The 20,829-nt window shown below is 37.9% G+C and carries 19 protein-coding genes; 14 read left to right on the top strand and 5 right to left on the bottom strand.

Annotated features, from left to right (window positions below):
* The first annotated feature begins 86 nt into the window (after positions 1–86).
* Positions 87–218 (top strand): hypothetical protein, encoded by a 132-nt coding sequence (locus tag MKZ18_RS18385; protein WP_340842088.1) that lies wholly within the window; start codon positions 87–89, stop codon positions 216–218.
* An 81-nt stretch (positions 219–299) separates the two neighbouring features.
* Here MKZ18_RS18385 and MKZ18_RS18380 read toward each other — a convergent pair whose 3' ends face one another.
* Positions 300–1,877, bottom strand: coding sequence for an IS1182 family transposase (locus MKZ18_RS18380; protein ID WP_138116520.1), 1,578 nt, complete (start codon positions 1,875–1,877; stop codon positions 300–302).
* 301 nt (positions 1,878–2,178) lie between these two features.
* Here MKZ18_RS18380 and ald point away from each other — a divergent pair, with 301 nt between their 5' ends.
* The 4 genes from ald (at position 2,179) to MKZ18_RS18360 (ending at position 5,813) form a co-directional block, all read left to right on the top strand.
* Complete coding sequence (gene ald, locus MKZ18_RS18375; RefSeq protein ID WP_025908931.1) at positions 2,179–3,300, top strand: alanine dehydrogenase; 1,122 nt, start codon at positions 2,179–2,181, stop codon at positions 3,298–3,300.
* Between the two features lie 97 nt (positions 3,301–3,397).
* The gene (locus MKZ18_RS18370; protein ID WP_025908932.1) at positions 3,398–4,078 is read left to right on the top strand and encodes a metal-dependent hydrolase; all 681 of its coding nucleotides are present in this window, start codon (positions 3,398–3,400) and stop codon (positions 4,076–4,078) included.
* A 90-nt stretch (positions 4,079–4,168) separates the two neighbouring features.
* Positions 4,169–4,408 carry a hypothetical protein gene (locus MKZ18_RS18365; RefSeq protein ID WP_025908933.1) on the top strand — a complete coding sequence of 80 codons (240 nt, stop codon included), beginning with the start codon at positions 4,169–4,171 and terminating at the stop codon, positions 4,406–4,408.
* A gap of 88 nt (positions 4,409–4,496) precedes the next feature.
* Positions 4,497–5,813 carry a CBS domain-containing protein gene (locus MKZ18_RS18360; protein WP_025908934.1) on the top strand — a complete coding sequence of 439 codons (1,317 nt, stop codon included), beginning with the start codon at positions 4,497–4,499 and terminating at the stop codon, positions 5,811–5,813.
* 312 nt (positions 5,814–6,125) lie between these two features.
* Here the strand turns inward: MKZ18_RS18360 and MKZ18_RS18355 are convergent, their stop codons facing one another.
* A complete protein-coding gene (locus MKZ18_RS18355; protein ID WP_025907280.1) occupies positions 6,126–6,425 on the bottom strand; it encodes a YtpI family protein in 300 nt (99 codons plus the stop codon).
* A 259-nt stretch (positions 6,426–6,684) separates the two neighbouring features.
* Between MKZ18_RS18355 and MKZ18_RS18350 the strand changes: the two genes are divergently transcribed.
* A complete protein-coding gene (locus MKZ18_RS18350) occupies positions 6,685–7,617 on the top strand; it encodes a DHH family phosphoesterase (RefSeq protein WP_061784952.1) in 933 nt (310 codons plus the stop codon).
* 38 nt (positions 7,618–7,655) lie between these two features.
* On the opposite strand, the gene ytrI is transcribed toward MKZ18_RS18350, so the two are convergent.
* Positions 7,656–8,174, bottom strand: a complete 519-nt coding sequence (gene ytrI / locus MKZ18_RS18345) for a sporulation membrane protein YtrI (RefSeq protein ID WP_061784953.1) — start codon at positions 8,172–8,174, stop codon at positions 7,656–7,658.
* Positions 8,171–8,506, bottom strand: coding sequence for a YtrH family sporulation protein (locus tag MKZ18_RS18340; protein ID WP_025907274.1), 336 nt, complete (start codon positions 8,504–8,506; stop codon positions 8,171–8,173). Before MKZ18_RS18340 ends, ytrI begins: the two co-directional genes overlap by 4 nt.
* 142 nt (positions 8,507–8,648) lie before the next feature.
* Between MKZ18_RS18340 and dnaE the strand changes: the two genes are divergently transcribed.
* The 7 genes from dnaE to MKZ18_RS18305 all read left to right on the top strand — a co-directional run bounded on the left by dnaE (position 8,649) and on the right by MKZ18_RS18305 (position 18,943).
* Positions 8,649–11,999, top strand: coding sequence for a DNA polymerase III subunit alpha (gene dnaE, locus MKZ18_RS18335; RefSeq protein WP_341344588.1), 3,351 nt, complete (start codon positions 8,649–8,651; stop codon positions 11,997–11,999).
* A 174-nt stretch (positions 12,000–12,173) separates the two neighbouring features.
* Complete coding sequence (locus MKZ18_RS18330; protein ID WP_061784955.1) at positions 12,174–13,403, top strand: NAD(P)-dependent malic enzyme; 1,230 nt, start codon at positions 12,174–12,176, stop codon at positions 13,401–13,403.
* 63 nt (positions 13,404–13,466) lie between these two features.
* A complete protein-coding gene (locus MKZ18_RS18325) occupies positions 13,467–14,081 on the top strand; it encodes a FadR/GntR family transcriptional regulator (RefSeq protein WP_174521177.1) in 615 nt (204 codons plus the stop codon).
* A gap of 252 nt (positions 14,082–14,333) precedes the next feature.
* Positions 14,334–15,221: an acetyl-CoA carboxylase, carboxyltransferase subunit beta gene (gene accD, locus MKZ18_RS18320; RefSeq protein ID WP_025907266.1), complete on the top strand. Its 888-nt coding sequence runs from the start codon at positions 14,334–14,336 to the stop codon at positions 15,219–15,221.
* Positions 15,215–16,192, top strand: coding sequence for an acetyl-CoA carboxylase carboxyl transferase subunit alpha (gene accA, locus MKZ18_RS18315; RefSeq protein ID WP_025907263.1), 978 nt, complete (start codon positions 15,215–15,217; stop codon positions 16,190–16,192). The genes accD and accA overlap by 7 nt, the downstream gene beginning before the upstream one ends.
* Positions 16,193–16,721: 529 nt before the next feature.
* Entirely contained in the window at positions 16,722–18,482 is a 1,761-nt protein-coding gene (pyk, locus tag MKZ18_RS18310) for a pyruvate kinase (protein ID WP_025907261.1), read from the top strand.
* A gap of 71 nt (positions 18,483–18,553) precedes the next feature.
* Positions 18,554–18,943, top strand: a complete 390-nt coding sequence (locus MKZ18_RS18305) for an FxsA family protein (protein WP_025907259.1) — start codon at positions 18,554–18,556, stop codon at positions 18,941–18,943.
* Between the two features lie 73 nt (positions 18,944–19,016).
* Here the strand turns inward: MKZ18_RS18305 and ytvI are convergent, their stop codons facing one another.
* On the bottom strand, positions 19,017–20,126 hold the full coding sequence (gene ytvI / locus MKZ18_RS18300) for a sporulation integral membrane protein YtvI (protein WP_025907257.1): 1,110 nt from the start codon (positions 20,124–20,126) through the stop codon (positions 19,017–19,019).
* Positions 20,127–20,264: 138 nt separating this feature from the next.
* On the opposite strand from ytvI, the gene MKZ18_RS18295 reads away from it, so the two are divergent.
* Positions 20,265–20,723, top strand: coding sequence for a DUF441 domain-containing protein (locus MKZ18_RS18295; RefSeq protein WP_025907255.1), 459 nt, complete (start codon positions 20,265–20,267; stop codon positions 20,721–20,723).
* Positions 20,724–20,829: the final 106 nt, after the last annotated feature.

Below are 20,829 nucleotides of genomic sequence, written 5' to 3'. Positions count from 1 at the left end.
TCACGGTTACATCGCGCATAACTCCAACAAGTTAGAAGAAAAATAGAGGGGAATAAAACAACACGTTATATAAGGAGAGATTAACAATGAAAGAAAAAAAGAACCCTCAGCACGTTTATGAATACGATCATGAAGGAGAACAACAAACGTTTCAACAACTAATGGACTCTTACTCAAGTGGTGTAGTAGGAGATGGCTACATGGAGGCTGGGACATAACTAGCCAAAAATAATGAAAAAGGGTTCTCATCATCGCATTTTGATGATGAGAACCCTTTTTTGTTGATCTGTTTGATTGGTCTATGCACATTTTACGCTGGAGGCGATGTACTTTCGTACATTCACCGCCATGAACGCAAACCCTAATTCGTTTTTCACGTTCTCTTTGCCTCTTACGGACATTCGAGTGAAACGCAAATTAGCCTTCAGATATCCAAAAACTGGTTCTACGTCAATCTTACGTTTTCCGTAGATTTTACCCGTTTTTTCTTCTGAAAGCAGCTGTTGAATGCTTTTCTTTTGTTGTTCCCACTTTTCGTTATAATGGATTCTTCGGTTCTTTCCTTCCTTCGCCTTCGTACATTGTGAACGAAAAGGACAACCTGAACAGTCTTCACATTCGTACACATTGAATAACCTTGTAAATCCGTAACGGTCTGTGCGATGCGATTTGTAACGAAACGTCAACTTATTCCCGTTGGGACAAGTAAAGGAATCATCTTCTTCATGATAATCCCAATTCGCTGTCTGAAATGGGTCATTCTTAACGCGTTTTTTCTTCTCTTTTCGATACATACTATATGTGATAAGAGGCGTACGCTTTCTGTTCTGCACATCGAGGTAATTCTCTTCACTTCCATATCCCGCATCTGCGACAATATAGTCTGGGAGTTCGAAGTAGTGATGTTCAATTGCGTCAAGAAACGGACAAAGTGTTCGTGTGTCCGTTGGATTTGAAAAGACATCGTAAGCAAGTGTATATTGACCTTCTGTCGCAATTTGCACATTATACCCCGCCTTCAGTTGGCCATTCTTCATGTAGTCATCCTTCATACGCATAAACGTGGCATCATGATCTGTTTTTGAATAACTATTCCGTTCGTTAAAAATCTCCATGTCTTTTTCATACTTTAACTTACGTTTCACAAAGTCTTGAAATTGCTTATACGCTTTCTTCGGTTCTTTTCTGCTTGATCGCAGTTGTTTTCGTTCATCGGCATCTTCACTTGCTTCAATTTCTTTTGTCAACTCTTCAACCTTTTCTTCTAATTTTTTAGTGATTAGAGATAATTCTTCAACAGAAAGTTCGTCCGAACTTTCTCGTTCGATCTGTGGAATAATTTCTCTTTCTACTAGTTCGTCATACAGCTGGGTTGATTTCTCCAAGAGGCTCGCACTATACTTTTCGATTGATTTGCGCCAGACAAATGTGAACTTATTGGCATTTGCTTCAATCTTCGTTCCATCAATGAAGATTGCTTCATTATCAATCTCGTTCTCTTGAATAAGCTGACATCGAAACTGGACAAAGCACTCACGAAGAAGCACTTGAACTTCTGGGTGAACACGAAATCGATTGATTGTCCGATAGCTCGGTTCGTAACCTTGAGCTAGCCACATCATACGTATACTATCTTTGAGAAGCGCTTCAATTTTTCTTCCTGAAAAAACTGACTGTGTGTAGGCACATAAAATGATTTTCATCATCATGCGTGGATGGTAAGCAGGACACCCCGTTTTCTGTAAGAAGCCGGCAAAGGCTTCATCTGGAATATGTTCAACGAGATGGTGAACGGCGAAGGCAATATCATTTTCTTGTAATTTTATTTCTAAATCTAAAGGCAAAACCACTTGATTCATGTTATAATCTTTAAACATAAGGACCCTTCTTTCCGATAAGATTTTGTATGGTAACTTTATTTTATCAGAAGTGGTCCTTATTTTAATGTAAAAATAAACAAAGCCGGTGAAATTTTACTCGTCGTAAAATTTCACCGGCTTTTTCGGTTCAGAGGAGGGTTTTGTCCCAGCCTCTAAAAGTGATAACGAACTATATGAATAAAAAGATGGATAGACTATAAATAAGGCAAAAACTCCCCACTTTATAAGCATAAGGTGGGGAGCTTATTTTACATATCATTCATATGATAAATAAACAATAAATTAAGGAGTGACAATCGTGAAAATAGGTGTTCCAAAAGAAATTAAGAATAATGAAAATCGCGTTGCTATTACACCAGCTGGCGTAACGGCATTTACAAACGCTGGTCACGAAGTATGGGTTGAAAAAAGTGCTGGTGAGGGATCTGGCTTTACGGATGAACAGTATGTAGAAGCTGGAGCGACCATTGTTGAAACAGCTCACGATGCGTGGAGTGCAGAGATGGTCATGAAAGTAAAAGAACCATTACAAGAAGAGTACGATTACTTTCGTGAAGGATTAATTTTATTTACGTACTTGCACCTTGCTGCTGAAGAAGCATTAACAAAAGCATTGATTGAAAAGAAAGTAGTAGGCATTGCGTATGAAACTGTGCAGCTACCGAATCGTACGCTTCCACTTTTGACACCAATGAGCGAAGTAGCTGGAAGGATGTCCTCGCAGATTGGGGCACAATTTCTAGAAAAAACAAAGGGTGGTAAGGGAGTTTTACTAAGTGGTGTGCCCGGTGTTCAACGAGGAAAAGTAACGATTATTGGCGGTGGAGTTGCGGGAACAAACGCTGCGAAAATTGCTGTTGGCCTAGGGGCAAATGTAACAATTATTGATTTAAATGCAGAGCGACTTCGACAATTAGACGACTTATTTGGCAAAGAAATTACAACATTAATGTCAAATCACTATAACATTGCAGAATCTGTGAAGGACTCAGACCTAGTAATTGGAGCAGTATTAATTCCAGGTGCCAAAGCTCCAAAATTAGTTACCACTTCCATGATTAAAACAATGTCTCCAGGTTCAGTTGTCGTAGACATTGCGATTGACCAAGGTGGAATCTTTGAAACAACAGACCGCATTACAACACATGATAATCCAACGTATGAAAAGCACGGTGTTTTGCACTATGCGGTAGCTAATATGCCTGGAGCTGTTCCTCGTACGTCAACCATGGCTTTAACGAACGTGACTGTTCCTTATGCGCTTCAAATTGCAACCCTAGGGTACAAGAAAGCGTGTTTGAAAAATCCACCGTTACTTCAAGGGATTAATACATTAAACGGCTTTGTGACATATGCAGCAGTAGCGGATGCACATGGATTAACGTACTCTGATGCTACAACATTGTTAGAGCAAGCATAACGGCTTTATAATAAAGAGAACGTACCCTTTTTGTTTAAATTAGTATAGAAAGGGTACGAACTAGTTAATTAGTGATAATGATAAAGGAGAGGTTATTGTGCACATTTCTTATCACGGACACTCTGTTGTGAAAATTGAAACGCAAGGGAAGACAATTTTAATTGATCCGTTTATTACAGGAAATGGAAAAACTGATTTAAATGCAGAGGATGTACAAGCAGACTATATCTTACTAACGCACGGTCATAACGATCACGTAGGAGATACAGTAGCCATTGCAAAACGAACAAATGCGCAGGTTATTGCTATTGCTGAGCTCGCTACATATTTAGGATGGAAAGGTTTAAATGTTCATCCCATGAGCATTGGAGGAGCTTATACGTTTGATTTTGGTAAAGTTAAACTCACACAAGCTTTTCATGGATCAAGCTATACGGAAGAAGAAAGCAAGCAAATTGTTTACACGGGCATGCCAGCAGGGTTGCTGCTAACAATTGAAGGAAAAACCATTTATCATGCGGGTGATACGGCGCTTTATTCTGACATGAAATTGTTAAGCGATTACCATCCAGATGTAGCATTTTTGCCGATTGGAGATAACTTTACAATGGGTCCTGAGGATGCGGCAATTGCAGCTTCATGGATAAATGCCAAATTAGTTGTTCCAATCCATTATGATACGTTCCCTGTTATTAAACAAGATCCTCATGAGTTCGTCCAATCCTTAAAAGGAATTGAAGGGAAAGTCTTACAGCCTGGAGAAGGTTTGGATTTGTAATAGAAATAGCAAGACGATGCAAATTTAGCGCGCATCGTCTTTTTTTGTGTGTACAAGCATACTATGTAAATAAAAAAGGGGGAATGTAGTGTGTTAAAGCGAAATAAAGCAATTTTATATTTGTTGTTGTGTGGTCTTATGCTTTATTATGCAAAGCCTTATATTGTCATAAGCACAGAGAGCCTTCAAGGGATTTTTAGCCTTACGTGGTTAGGGTTAGCACTTCTAGTTGTAGGTGGCAATGTGTCATCACTTTTATATGCGAAAAAAGAAGAACAAAAAAAGCTTTTGCAACAAAAGCTTCGTAAGCCAATTCGTCAAAGAGGATGAGATTGAATCCAGCTCTTCCCACCTTTATAATAAAAAGAAAAGAGTAAAGCACCGAGTACGTCCGGCGCTTTAGAAGGGTGAAGTACATTTGGCGACAAAACATGAACAGATTTTACACTATATTGACTCGTTACCAATTGGTGAAAAAATATCAGTTAGGCAGATTGCAAAAGAACTGACGGTAAGCGAAGGTACTGCTTATCGAGCTATTAAAGATGCAGAAAATAAAGGATACGTTTCTACAATAGAGCGTGTTGGGACCATTCGAATCGAGCGAAAGAAAAAAGAAAATATTGAAAAGCTTACTTTTGCCGAAGTTGTAAACATTGTAGATGGACAAGTGCTGGGTGGAAGAGAAGGGTTATATAAAACGCTTAATAAATTTGTTATTGGTGCAATGAAGCTAGATGCCATGATGAGATACACAGAAGCAGGAAACCTTTTAATTGTTGGAAACCGAGTAAATGCACATGAATTGGCTTTAGAAGCAGGAGCAGCTGTTTTAATTACAGGAGGATTTGATACGGAAGATTGGGTGAAGAAGCTCGCAGATGACTTAAAACTTCCTATCATTTCTACAAGTTATGATACATTTACCGTTGCAACCATGATTAACCGTGCCATTTACGATCAATTGATCAAAAAGGAAATTGTACTGGTGGAAGATATCTTAACGCCTGCTGAAGAAGCTGTTAGCCTAAAGCTTAATGATACAATTGCTACGTGGCATAACCTTAACACAAAAACGCATCATAGCCGTTTTCCTGTAGTGGATGATCAGATGAAAGTCCACGGAATGGTGACTTCTAAAGATGTAATTGGTTATGATGCCCAAACCTCGATCGAGAAGGTAATGACGAAAAATCCAATGACGGTCCATGGTAAAACGTCGGTGGCATCTTCTGCTCATATGATGGTTTGGGAAGGTATTGAAGTTCTTCCTGTTGTTGATGACTCTCACCATTTAGAAGGAATTATCAGTCGACAGGATGTCTTAAAAGCACTTCAGATGATTCAAAGGCAACCTCAGGTTGGCGAAACAATTGACGATATTGTGACCAATCAATTCATCGATGTAAAAGATACAAAAGCTGAACCTTTTTATCGCTGTGAAGTAACGCCGCAAATGACAAACTATATGGGAACTATTTCGTACGGCGTATTTACGACAATTGTAACGGAAGCAGCAAACCGAGCGCTTCGTTCATTCAAAAAAGGTGACTTAGTTATTGAGAATATTACGATCTATTTCATTAAACCTGTACAAATTGACAGCATTGTTGAAATTCGACCGAAAGTATTGGAGCTGGGTCGAAAGTTTGGAAAGGTAGATGTTGAAGTATATAATGAGGGCGTCGTTGTTGGTAAAGCAATGCTAATGGCGCAGCTTTTAGAACGTGTATAAAAAGAGACTGAGACATAAGTAGTTCAGCCTCTACTATACCTGAACGATTGAGAGTTCATAACTTTTAATCGTTCAGGTTTTTTGGTTGATTGTGAAAACAGGGTGGAATGGAGCGTAGGACACTCGACTCCTGCGGGAAAGAGAGGGAAAACTGAGATCCCGCAGCGCAGCGAGGAAGCTCAGGTTCCTCCCCGCGGAAAGCGAGTGGCCGTAGCGCAATGGAACGAATATGTTGAGACAAAACAAAGAGATGGGAACAGCAAGTGTTCGTCTTTTAGAAGCAATCATTTTGTTATGTCCCAAACTCTTTTTTTATAAAGACGTTTGAGCTTCTTTCGTAGCAAGAGGAAGGTAATATCTGTATGCGCGAATACCTGTAATAATACTTCCGAGACCAAATAAAGCAAAGATGATACCGATAATGAGGGATGTTGTAGTTGCATAAATAAACCATTGATTAATTCCAAAGAAAAGTACAAAAGCTCCAAGTGAAATACTGGATTTTGCAGAGATCCATTTGCGTTCAATAGGACGTTTGGAGCGGACATATTTGACTTTTAAATAGAAATAAAAGACAAATGAAATGACGATTAAAATGGCGAGAATAGGCATTAATTCATTCAGCTCCTTTTGAAAATAATTATTTATTGGTTGTAAGATATCTAAACAATTTCACCTTCATAGTACTGAATGCGTTTTCTTTAAGCTGTATGTAACAGACTACTTATTCCTATTCTATCGATAGATGCCAGAAAATTCTAGTATTAATTAATTCTGCTTTTAAACTTCTAGCTATCTATGATTTAATAGAACTAGCTATTAGGTTTGGTACATAAATAGTTTGCTAATTTACCGATGGGAGTGCTGCTAGATGAAAACACAAATTTTAGATGCAATTAAAGGTTTCGATACAATTATTATTCACCGTCATGTAAGGCCAGATCCTGACGCGTATGGTTCTCAATGTGGGTTAGCGGAGCTGTTAAAAACATCTTTTCCTGAAAAGAAGATTTACGTAACAGGAAAAGAAGCGGAATCTCTTAAGTTTTTATATCGAATGGATGATGTTGCTGATGAAGTGTATGAAGATGCACTTGTTATTGTATGTGATACAGCCAATCAGGAACGAGTCTGTGATCAGCGATATGCAAAAGGGAAAATGCTAATTAAAATTGATCATCATCCGAATGAAGACCAGTACGGAGATTTACTATGGGTGGATACAGAAGCGTGTTCAACAAGCGAAATGATCTATGAATTTTTCCTTCATGGTAAAGAAGACGGGCTTACATTAAATGACCGCGGTGCTGAGTTAATTTTTAGCGGAATTGTGGGAGATACAGGTCGCTTTTTATTTCCAAGCACAAAGCCTAAGACGTTCCGCTACGCAAGCGACTTAATTCAATATGATTTTGAATTTAAGGATGTTTATGATGAGATGTATAAAACGAAAGCAAACGTGGCGCATTTACATGGGTATGTGCTTCAAAATTTCTCTCTATCAGACTCAGGGGTTGGGTATATGAAAATACCAAAAGAAATTCTTGAGAAATACAGCGTAACGCCAGCAGATGCATCGCAGTTAGTTAGTTCATTAGGGCATATTGAAGGCATGAAGGTATGGGTATTCTTTGTGGAAGAAGAAGATCAAATTCGAGTAAGATTAAGATCAAAAGGTCCGGTTATCAACACGATTGCCCGTAAGTATAAAGGAGGAGGTCATCCACTTGCAGCTGGTGCTTCCATTTATTCTTGGGATGAGGTTGAGCCACTGCTTCAAGATTTAGAAGCGCTATTTCAGTAAATGTTAAAACAGGCGTACATTCTCCTAGTACGCCTGTTTTACATGACTTTCTCTACTTTCTTTATCCGAATTTCAATTGATAAAGTGGTGTAGAAATAAATTTGGTGCACTTCGACTTCGTAAATCATTTTATCGAATTCATATTTTTTATTTTCAATCGCTTTTTTTAATACATTTCGTGCGTCATACGCACTCTCAATGTCTTGAGCAATTAAATGTAGTGCTTCTTCTTCAACGCTAGCTTGAAGGTGGTAAGAAGTGAGGGAACCTAATTTATATTGCTTTGTATTTGTTAAGTTTACTTTCACCTCTTGAATCAAAATGTTTTTTTTCATCTTTTTATTTAATTCTCGTACATCTTCTTGCCAAATTAAACTGTTTTTTTCTGCTCTTTCTAGCTTCTGTTCCAGCTGCACTAATGACTTTGTTTGTTCATGCTGTAGTTCACCATAAATAATTAAAAAAACGCCCCAGCTAATAATGGCACCGATAACTAATCCAGCGAAAAAGCGTTCTAAGTCTGATCGCTTATATAGACGTTTGTTTGGGACCCTCATAAACCTAAGCTCTCTTGTGTCAACCATTTAATAATTAGTGCCCCTGTTTGAGCCCCACCCATTGCTGAGAGTATTAGCAAGATTTGTTTTACGACATCTTTAGTAGCACCTTCAAACAAGCCACGTTCAAAACTATAGAATGTATCAAACGTGCCTCCAATAGCTCCTACAATCGCCCAAATTTTTAAGCTGTTACTTAATGTATACATGATGTGAAATGGAGATTTACCAATTAAAAACCCTGCAAACGAACCAATTAAAGCACCGCCAAGAATAATACCTAATGAAGTGAAGTAGCTCCAAATAAACAATGACATAAAGGGCTCTTTCATCTTCTCCCTCCTTTTGCACATTTTCTATCATTTCTGCTGTAATTCATATATATGGACAAACAAAACAAGTTATGTAATTTGTATGGAAGAACAACAAAATTTATAATGGACATAAATACATAAAAAGAAGGTGGGAAGACTCGTGCCTTTTGTTCATCTACAACTAAAAAGTGCATATAGCATTTTAAATAGCACGATTCGAATTAAGCAGCTGGTCGAACGTGCAAAAGCATTGGATTATAAAGCTGTTGCTCTGACGGATGAAAATGTGATGTACGGAGCTATCCCTTTTTATAAAGAGTGCAAAAAAGCTGGCATTAAGCCAATCATCGGTTTGACTTTATATGTGCTAAAGCAAGAAGATGAAGCGTTTTCTTATCCGCTTGTTTTACTCGCTCAGAATGAGAAGGGATACGAAAATTTAGTAAAGTTGAGCAGCCTTGTTCAAACAAAAGAAAAGAACGGCGTGAAAAAAAAGTGGTTACCGCATTATAAAGAAGGCGTAATCGCTTTTACGCCTGGGCTATCTGGAGAAATTGAATCGCTTATTTTGGATAATAAGCTGGATGAAGCAAAACAAACTATTGCATTTTTTAAACATGTATATGGAGAAGAAAATTTTTATTTGTCTCTTCAGCGACACGGAGATCACGAGCAAGTTTTGAATGAGGAACTTTGTAAATTAGCAGAAGAATTGAATGTGAAGTTACTGGCTTCCAATGACGTAAAATACCTGGTTCAAGAAGATTATGAAGCCTATGAATGCCTAAAGGCTATAGGTGAAGGTGATATGCTTCAAGATATGATAGAGGAAGATAGGAACAGCAAAGAATATTATTTTAAATCACAGTCTCAAATGGAAAGCCTCTATACAGACGTTCTTTCCACTTTATACGAAACAAATCGTATAGCTGACCGGTGCAACCTTGAGCTCTCACTCGGTAAAATGATGATTCCATCCTATCCAATCCCCAACAGTCAGGATACGGCGGATAGCTATTTACAAAAACTGTGCGAAGAAGGCTTGAAAAAGCGTTTAAGTACAGTCACCCCTGAATATGCAGCACGATTAGACTATGAACTTAGTGTCATTCAACAGATGAAGTTTAGCAACTACTTTCTAATTGTATGGGATTTTATGCAGTATGCGCACAAAAATGGAATTATTACAGGGCTGGGGCGTGGTTCAGCAGCAGGTTCTTTAGTTGCTTATGTTTTAGAAATTACCAATGTTGATCCAATTAAGCATGACTTGTTGTTCGAACGGTTCCTAAACCCTGAACGCATTTCAATGCCTGATATTGATATTGATTTTCCAGATAATAAACGTGACCAAGTCATTCAATATGTAGCTGGAAAATACGGTCAGATTCATGTTGCTCAAATTATTACTTTCGGCACTCTAGCGACTAAGGCGGCCATTCGCGATGTGGGGAAAGTTATAGGAATGGATAAGGAAGATCTTTCTGTTGTTTCTAAATTACTACCATCTAAACCTGGGGTCACGTTACAACAAGCAGTTGCACAGTCTAAGCCTTTACGTGAGTATATTCAAGCTATGCCTATTAGACAAAAACTTTTGCAATTAGCAATGCAAGTAGAAGGGCTTCCAAGACATACGTCAACTCACGCTGCAGGCGTTGTTATTAGTGGCGAACCGCTTACATCGTATACGCCTATTCAAGAGGGTCAGCATAATGTGTACCTTACTCAGTACCCAATGGAAGCACTGCAGGATATCGGCTTACTTAAAATGGATTTTCTAGGTCTCCGTAATTTAACGTTAATTGATTATATTCTTGCAAAAGTAGAGCGAGATACAGGAGAAAAGCAAAAGCTACCAGATATTCCTATGCAAGATGCTAAGACGTTTCAGCTTTTAGCAAGTGGTGATACAACTGGAATATTTCAGTTAGAATCAGACGGCATGCGCAAAGTATTAAAAGAGTTACAACCAACAGAACTAGAAGATATAGTGGCGGTCAATGCTTTGTATCGTCCTGGACCGATGGAGCATATTCCAACCTATATTAAAAGAAAGCATGGTTTAGAAAAAGTTACGTATGTTCATGATGTGCTAAAACCAATTTTACAAACCACGTATGGAGTCATTGTTTATCAAGAGCAAATTATGCAAATCGCTTCGAAAATGGCTGGATTTTCATTAGGGGAAGCGGACCTTTTAAGGCGAGCGGTCAGTAAAAAAGAGAGTGCGACGCTTCAAAAAGAGCGAAAGCATTTTATCGAAGGTAGTAAACGACAGGGATATGGTGAAGAAGTCTCAGAACAAGTCTACGACTTAATTGTTAAGTTTGCTAACTACGGATTTAACAGGAGCCATGCCGTTGCATATAGCTTTATTACTTACTATTTAGCCTATTTAAAAGCACATTATCCCCTTCAGTTCTTTGCGGTTTTATTAACCAGTGCGATTGGAAATCAATCAAAAAGTGAGCAATACATTCAAGAAATGAGGAAAAGAAAGATTGCTCTTTTGCCTCCATCTATCAATCAAAGTGCGTATGCTTTCAATGTAGAAAAGCAACAGATTCGTTTTAGTTTAGGAGCAATTAAATATGTTGGCGGAACAGTGGTTCAAGAAATTCTCAATGAGAGAAAGAATAAGCCGTTTGAAGACCTATTTGATTTTTGTATGCGCGTATCGACAAAAATTGTTAATAAAAAAATCCTTGAAACGCTGATTAATGCCGGTTGTTTCGATGAGTTTGGTGAAAATCGTGCCACGCTTATTGAAACGATAGACGTAGCTTTCGAACATGCCCAGCTGGTTGATCCACAAGATGATTTTGGCATGGGTTTTTCGCTAAAGCCAAAGTACATAATAGTAGACGAATTCAGCGAGCAAGAAATTTTGGAACGTGAAAAAGAAGCAGTAGGCTTTTATTTATCTAATCATCCGGCTTCTCAATATGAAAGGTTAATGGAAGCTCATTTCACAATCCCTCTTTGCGATATTGCGAAGTGTAAAAATGGAGCACAAGTTTCAATTATTGGACTTATCTCAAATGAGCGCATCATTCGTACCAAACAAGGTGAGCAAATGGCCTTCCTTGCAATTAGTGATGAAACAGACGATGCCGATGCAGTAGTGTTTCCACGAAGCTACGAGAAATACAAGCAGTTGTTAAACGTTGGAGAAGTCGTATTGATTAAAGGTAAAGTCGATATTCGAACCAATAAGCGACAAATTGTTGCACAAGAAATTTATTTAGCGAAGGAAGCTGAAGAAAAGCTGCCGAAACAAGAAGTATATTTACGTGTAAAGCCATCAGCCCAAAGTGATGAAGTCATTCGTGATATTTATAAAAAAATTCATAGCGCTAAAGGAAATGTACCAGTTCTGGTGTACTATGAGTCAGAGAAGCGATTATTACGCTTAACGTCCGACTATTTTATCTCACTAGAGGGGGATGTTATTACACAATTTAAAGCGTTACTTGGAGATGAAAATGTGGCTGTAAAAACGCTATAGTCTTTACAGATTGTAGATGATGTTATATTGTAAAGAAGTTAAAAAAAGTGGTCTGACCACTGTTACTTAATTTTACATTTACTCAGATGCAATGAAAATGAGCGCTTATTGCTTAACTGCGTCGTTTCTAATTAATAGCTATATGTATACTTATATCGAATGAGGAGTGAGCTCATGTCTTTACGTGAAGAAGCACTGCATATGCACCGTATTAATAAAGGGAAGTTAGAATCTAAGTCAAAAATCCCTGTTCGAAATGCTCAGGATTTAAGCCTAGCTTATTCACCGGGGGTAGCTGAGCCTTGTAAAGAAATTTACGATGATGTGAATAATGTGTATGAGTATACAATGAAAGGAAATATGGTTGCAGTGGTATCTGATGGAACTGCGGTTTTAGGGTTAGGAAATATCGGTCCAGAAGCAGCTTTACCTGTAATGGAAGGTAAAGCAGTATTATTTAAAAGCTTTGCCGGAGTAGATGCGTTTCCTATCTGTTTAAAGACCACAGATATTGACCAAATCGTAGAGACAGTAAAGCTATTAGAACCAACGTTCGGTGGAGTAAACCTAGAGGATATTGCGGCACCAAATTGTTTTGAAATTGAGGAACGCTTAAAGAAAGAAACCAATATTCCTATTTTTCATGATGATCAGCACGGAACTGCAATTGTAACGGTAGCTGGCTTGGTAAATGCATTAAAACTAGCAAATAAAAAAATGTCAGAAGTGAAGGTAGTAGCCAACGGTGCTGGAGCCGCAGGGATTGCCATCATTAAATTATTGCATCGCTATGGCGTGCGCGACATTATTATGTGTGACTCAAAAGGTCCAGTTTATGAAGGTAGATCGTTTGGGATGAATCAGGTAAAAGACGAGGTAGCTGCTTATACCAATCGTCAAAAAGTAACTGGGACCTTAGAAGATGCGCTTTCTGGAGCGGATGTTTTTATTGGTGTATCTGTCGAAGGGGCTCTGACAAAAGAGATGATTCAAAAGATGAATGAGGATCCAATTGTTTTTGCAATGGCTAATCCAATGCCTGAAATTATGCCCGACGAAGCAAAGAGTGCGGGTGTAAGGGTAATTGGGACAGGGAGATCGGATTTTCCTAACCAAGTGAATAACGTGCTGGCGTTTCCTGGTATATTCCGTGGTGCCCTAGATGTACGGGCTACTCATATCAATGAACAGATGAAAATCGCTGCGGTAGAAGCAATTGCAAGCCTTATTTCATCAGACGATTTACATGAAGATTATGTTATTCCCGCACCATTCGATACTAGAGTTGCACCAGCAGTAGCAGCTGCTGTGGCGAAAGCAGCGATGGAAACAGGTGTTGCGAGGTTACAGGTTGATCCAAATGAAATTGCATTAAAAACGCAGCGTTTGGCTATCATTGAATAAAGTGATACAGCGAAAAATTCTGTTTGGATACTAAGTGGATAAGGTGAGTGAAAAAATAGGTTGATGAATGAACGGTCAAAAGTTTATGTAGAAATCTTAAAGCAAATTCGGCAATTGATGCAGTCTAATCAGCTGCAAACAGGAGATAAAATTCCGTCAGAGCGAGAGTTGGCAGAGCGACTAAATGCGGGTCGCTCTTCTGTGCGTGAAGCGCTTCGAGCATTGGAGTTGCTAGGCCTTATTGAAACACGGCGGGGGGAAGGCACGTTTATTAAAGAAGTAGGCGATCATCAGCTTATCGAGATTTTAGCAACGTTTCTCTTGCATGATAGCAAACCAAAAGAAGACTTAATTGAAACGAAATATATGTTAGAAAGAGCATGCTTAGAATCTATACTACAGAATAATGAAAGCATTGTTGATCAGCTAGATCATCAAACCTTAACAATTAAACAGCTATTTGAGCAGTTATTTCGCCTTCAACATAATCGATTGTTACATCGCATTTGGCTAATTGTTAGTAACTTTTACTATACATTTCAACAGTCAACAATGACGCAAAATCAAGCCCAAATTGCGTTATTAATTCATGCTATTAAACAAGGAAACGAGCATGACGTTTTTGCGATTCATAAAGGATGGTATCATCCTTGTGATGCTTCACAAAATGTCGAATAGCACGTTGCATGTTTCTACACAAAATGTACAACTTTTCTTGTAAAGTAAATATCAATTAGTACACAAAATGAAGGAATTATGAGTGGATTCATACTTCATGGTCTCATGGTCTGTTTGCACCGATTGTGTAACCTATTTTGAAATAATAGGTGATAGACGCTCTATTGGTTTCAGACTGATGCTTATTGCATGATAAGCAAAGGATACGAAGACAGGTTCTTTTAGATAAAAGGATCAAAAGGAGGTTACACTTTGTTAAGAGATTTATTTACTAAAAATACAAAAAATGCAAAGAATACAAAGAAGAAAAAGTATGCTTCAGTTCCATCAGAACACCTAAAACAAGATGTACCGGAAGGAATTATGACGAAGTGTAAAAAATGTAAAAAAATTATGTACACCAAAGAGCTTAATAAAAATCTAAAAGTGTGCTTAAACTGCGGACATCATCACCAAATGACTGCTAAAGAAAGAATTAGTAGCTTAATTGATGAAGGTACGTTTATTGAATATGATCGTACAATGCGCTCTCAAAACCCTTTAGAATTTCCCGATTATGTTGAAAAGTTGGAGAAAGACCGTGAAAAAACGGGCCTTAGTGAAGCTATTGTAACGGGTGAAGGAGACATTGATGGTTTAAAAGTAGTCGTTGCCGTTATGGATTCACATTTTAGAATGGGAAGCATGGGCTCTGTTGTAGGTGAAAAAATTACAAGAGCTATCGAAAAAGCAAAGGATTTAGGCGTACCGTTTCTTATTTTTACAGCATCAGGTGGAGCTAGGATGCAAGAAGGTATCTTAAGTTTAATGCAAATGGCTAAGACAAGCTCAGCGTTAAAAATGTATAGTGATAAAGGTGGACTCATTATTTCCATCATGACGCACCCTACAACGGGAGGCGTATCCGCTAGTTTTGCTTCGTTAGGAGATTATAATCTAGCAGAGCCGGGTGCTTTAATTGGTTTTGCAGGTCGAAGAATTATTGAGCAAACTATTCGAGAAGAGCTACCGGAGGATTTCCAAACTGCAGAATTTTTATTAAAGCACGGTCAATTAGATGCGGTTGTGGCGCGTCACAATTTAAAAGAAACGCTCACGAATATTTTAGACATTCATGTAGGAGGTGACGTACAGTGGTAAGTGAATTAGAATTCGAACGTCCAATCGTGGAATTGCGTAATAAAATTGCAGAGTTAAAGGAATTTGCAACAAACACCGATGTTGATTTATCAACAGAGATTGAAAAGCTAGAAAAGCGCTTGGAAAAAGTAGAAAAAGATATTTATAACCACTTAAGCCCATGGAATCGTGTGCAGATTGCGCGTCATCCTGAACGACCAACTACGCTAGACTATATTTCAAGGCTGTTTACTAATTTTTTAGAGTGTCATGGTGACCGTTATTATGGTGATGATGAAGCCATCGTAGGAGGAATTGCTAAGTTCCAAGGTGTACCTGTCACGGTTATTGGTCATCAGCGTGGTAAAGATACGAAAGAGAATATTCGTCGCAATTTTGGAATGCCACATCCTGAGGGATATCGTAAAGCATTACGTTTAATGAAGCAGGCTGAAAAGTTTAACAGACCAATTATTTGCTTTATTGATACAAAAGGCGCTTACCCAGGAAAAGCAGCGGAAGAAAGAGGACAAAGTGAAGCCATCGCAAAAAACCTTTTTGAAATGGCTGGCTTAACTGTACCTATCGTTTGTATTGTTATTGGAGAAGGAGGAAGTGGAGGAGCATTAGGACTTGGTGTAGGGAACCATCTTCATATGCTTGAAAACTCCACGTACTCTGTTATCTCTCCAGAAGGTGCTGCTGCCTTACTGTGGAAAGATGCAACGCTTGCTAAGCAAGCAGCAGAAACAATGAAAATTACGGCACCAGATTTAAAAGAACTAGGCATTGTGGATGAGGTTGTGGAAGAAGTCAAAGGTGGAGCTCATCGTAATATTGATGAACAAGCAGCTTATATGGAAGTAGCGATTCGTAGCTCTTTACAAGAATTAACAAAATTAACAAAAGAGCAATTAGTTGAAGAACGCTATGAAAAATACAAAAAAATCGGACAGTTTTCAGCTGAAACCGATGCCATCGGTGTGAAATAAACAACGAAGCATCCTCTACTTAGATAGGGGGTGCATTTTCTCGTTTCTACAATAGCGCTTCTCTATTGTGTTTCATAGTTCTTCATGGTATTTTATAGACAGCAAAACCCTATAGGATTCTTAAGAAGAAGCCTGCATTTTCCTCTAATGGATTTAAAATACATTGTTGTAGGAAAAGCAACCCGCTTCTTTTATTGTAATGTCTAAAACCAATTTTTATAGGCATGCTTGTCAGATAGACGGGAATAGTAAAATCATTAGATAAACCAAGTGAATTGTAGTAAAAAAACAACTAGTTAAGGGTAAAATTATGCTATGAGTGTACAATACATCATGTGTTGTGATAGTCTATTTACTGCTTACATAATAGTTCTTTCTTTGGTTTAAAGAGAGCATATCATCGCCTGACTAAGCTACATATTGCTGTTAACATGTAAAGTAAAAGGTGATTAGTCCAGTAACTTTGAGTGCTAGGTTTGTACAATTACTTGAGAAGTTTGGTTATACCACTATATAGGAGGAAGATAGAATGCGTAAAACAAAAATTGTAGGTACTATTGGTCCAGCAAGTGAAAGTGTAGAAAAGTTAGTTGAACTATTTAACTCTGGTTTAAATGTTTGTCGTTTAAACTTTTCACACGGTGATTTCGAAGAGCATGGTGCACGTATTGTTAACATTCGTGAAGCTGCTAAAAAAACAGGGAAAACAATCGGAATTTTACTTGATACAAAAGGTCCGGAAATTCGTACAAATACAATGGAGAACGGTGCAATTGATTTAGAAGAAGGTTCTGAAATCATCGTTTCTATGCAAGAAGTAGTAGGAACAACTGAAAAGTTCTCAATTACATACCCTGGTCTAGTAGAAGATGTACACCCAGGTTCTAAAATCCTGTTAGACGATGGCTTAATTGGACTGGAAGTATTAGAAGTTAATAAAGCTGCTGGTGAAATCAAAACAAAAGTACTAAACCCAGGTACTTTGAAAAATAAAAAAGGTGTTAACGTACCAAACGTAAGTGTAAACTTACCAGGTATTACAGAAAAAGATGCAAACGACATCGTGTTTGGAATCGAGCAGGGTATTGATTTCATCGCTGCATCTTTCGTTCGCCGTGCGTCTGACGTATTAGAAATTCGTGAACTATTAGAAAAGAATAATGCTCCACACATTCAAATCATTTCAAAAATTGAAAACCAAGAAGGTGTCGATAATATCGATGAAATTCTTGAAGTGTCTGATGGCTTAATGGTTGCTCGTGGTGACTTAGGAGTAGAAATTCCTGCTGAAGAAGTACCGTTAGTACAAAAAGATTTAATTAGAAAATGTAACGAGCTTGGTAAACCTGTTATCACAGCAACACAAATGCTGGATTCTATGCAACGTAACCCACGCCCAACTCGCGCAGAGGCAAGTGACGTAGCGAACGCAATCTTTGATGGTACAGATGCAATTATGTTATCCGGTGAGACTGCTGCTGGTTCTTATCCAATCGAAGCTGTTCAAACAATGCATTCGATTGCATCACGTGCAGAACAAGCTCTAAACTATCGTGAAATCTTACAACAACGCAGCAAGCGAGTAGGTACATCTATTACAGATTCAATCGGTCAATCTGTAGGACATACGGCACTTAACTTAAATGCAAGTGCAATTGTTGCTCCAACTGAAAGTGGATATACGGCAAAAATCGTTTCAAAATACCGTCCACAATCTCCAATCGTAGCGGTAGCAGCAAATGATTCAGTAGCTCGTCGTTTAGCGTTAGTATGGGGAGTAACACCAGTTGTAGGTGAGCGTTGCACAAATATTGATGACATGTTAGAGCATGCTGTAAACGACGCAGTAAAAACGGGCATTGTATCTCAAGGAGATCTAGTTATTATTACAGCAGGTGTACCTGTTGGAGAATCTGGTGCTACAAACCTAATGAAAGTACAAGTTGTAGGTGATGTATTAGCAAAGGGTCAAGGCATCGGTCGTAAATCAGCGGTTGGGCAAGTAGTTATTGCGAAAAGCGCAGCTGAAGCAAACGAAAAAATGACAGAAGGCGCAATTTTAGTTACAAATAGCACAGACCGCGACATGATTAGTGCAGTTGAAAAAGCAAGTGCATTAATTACAGAAGAAGGTGGCTTAACAAGCCATGCAGCTGTTGTAGGGCTAAACTTAAGCATTCCTGTCATTGTAGGCGTAGAAGGCGCAACAGTTACGTTTAAAGATGGACAAGACATTACAGTAGATTCAGCTCGTGGCGTTGTATACAATGGCCATGCAAGCATTCTGTAAGGTATAATTTAAAAAAAGAGAAGGTCTTTACCTTCTCTTTTTCTATAGTCAGATATTAAGGAGAGTTGACGGTGAAATTTCTCGTTCCAATTTTAATTATTATCCCTGCTATTGAAATCACATTATTGCTTACAGTAAGTTCGGAAATTGGTATTTTACCAACATTTTTCTTGATTTTAGCAACGGGAATATTAGGAGCTTATTTAGCAAAGAAGCAAGGTATGAAGACTTTACACAAAGCACGACAGCAAATGAATTCTGGTCAAGTTCCCGGTGAAGCAATTGTAGATGGGCTCTGTATCTTAATCGGTGGTCTTTTACTATTGACCCCGGGCTTCTTTACCGATACAACGGGTTTTTTACTACTTATTCCTGCAACAAGAAAGTTTATCAAACCAACTGTTATGAAGTTATTCCAGCGACTGTTTCAAAATCGCGGAAGGTTTACGATTATTCGCTAAGAATGAAAATCAGGGTACCAACTAAAAAAAGAGTGTGCTATCAATGAGAAAAACTCTCTCATGAAGCACACTTTTATTTTGCAATAATAAAATTTTTAATATCTGTAAATACACCAGCTGAGTGTAGCGTACGAATGATAACCAATAAAATGGGCCCAACAATTAATCCGAGAAAACCAATTAATTTAAAGCCGACAAACAAAGCAATCAAAGTAGCTAAAGGATCTAATCCAATACTCGATGATAGGATTTTAGGTTCCATAATTTGGCGTTGTACGATAACCACTAAGTATAAAACAGATAAACCAACGGCAAAGGAGATATTTCCAGTTGTAAACGTATAAATAATCCAAGGCACGAAGATGAGTCCGGTTCCTAAATAAGGTAGTAAGTCTACAAAGCCGATAAGTAAAGCGATAGTAATTGAATAATCAACTCGTAAAATGAGTAGACCAGTAAGAACAATGATCGTTGTGATGGAAATAAGCGTAAGTTGAGCTTGAATAAATCCAAAAAGTGCTTTTTTTAGCTCTCCGATTACAGCTTCACTACTCTGTTTCACCTTTGGTGGTAAAAAGCTTTTGCTAAATGCAAGGAAACGATTCCAGTCCTTGCTGATAAAGAAGGTAGCAAGTAAGGAAAAAATAACAACAGTTGCGATGTTAGGGAGCCATCCGAGAAAAGTTGGGATCGCTTGTAAAAGTCGCTGTAAAAAGTCTCCGACAGTTGTTGTAATACTACTGCCAACGTTTTGAATATTTGTTAAAATAGTTTCCTGTTGGTTATGGTTTAAGCTGTTAAACATTGAAGCAATTTGGTTATAAAGAGGAATCAGTTTGCTGGCAATAAAGTTTTCGATGTATACGATGACGGCTTCAAAATTAGTTGGAACGACTTTTGCTAGATAGGTTGTACCGGCTATTATTTCAGTCACTAATAGCGTAATCGAGCCTGCTAGAATGGAAAAAATAAGCATGATGGAAATAAGAACAGCAATGTAGCGTTTACACTTTAACGTACGCTCAAAAAAGTTTACGATTGGATTCATGAAGAGTGCAATAATAAAGGCAATGATGAATGGATAAAGCAGCGTTGAAAGGTAATAAATGACTATAAGTGTGGCGCTTAAACCAGTCAATAAGATGACGATTCGTAAAAAACGAACCCAATAGATTTTAGGCAAGCAGCTAACAACCTCCTTTAAAAATAGTTTTGTTAGTATTTTACAACTTTTATGAAAGAGTGAAAAGAAAAAAGTGGGTTTTTCACTAGAAAATAAGATCCAAATAAGCATGAAAGTAATGAAAGGAAGGATGAACGAATGTTTTCACAACCAGTTATGTTTTTAGCTATTTTATTGGTTATAGGATTGATTGCAAAAAATCAGTCGTTAATTATCGCTGTAGGTTTTCTATTAGTTATTAAATTAATAGGTCTAGACAGTAAGGTATTTCCCTATCTACAGTCTAAAGGAATTAATCTAGGTGTGACCGTTATTACAGTTGCGGTATTAGTGCCGATTGCAACAGGTGATATTGGTTTTAAACAATTGGGAGAAGCTATTAAGTCGTCATATGCTTGGGTAGCATTAGCTGCAGGAATTTTAGTGGCAATTATTGCTAAATATGGACTGACTTTATTGTCGGAAGATCCCCATATTACAACGGCTCTTGTATTTGGTACAATCCTAGCTGTGACGCTATTTCAAGGGGTTGCTGTAGGTCCTCTGATTGGTGCAGGAATTGCCTATTTATTTATTAAAATTACAGAGTTATTTTAGTGGAAATTTTTTTATAATAACAATTTTTTTAAAATTTATTTACTCTTTTCATTCACAAAAGTCAGATAATTGTTTATAATATAGTTTGAAGCCGCATCTCATTACA

The sequence above is a fragment of the Priestia sp. FSL W8-0001 genome (genome assembly GCF_038050335.1).
GTDB classification, from domain to species: Bacteria; Bacillota; Bacilli; order Bacillales; family Bacillaceae_H; genus Priestia; species Priestia flexa.
Note: the sequence above shows the minus strand (reverse complement) of the source record. Positions and strands in the feature narration are given on the sequence as shown.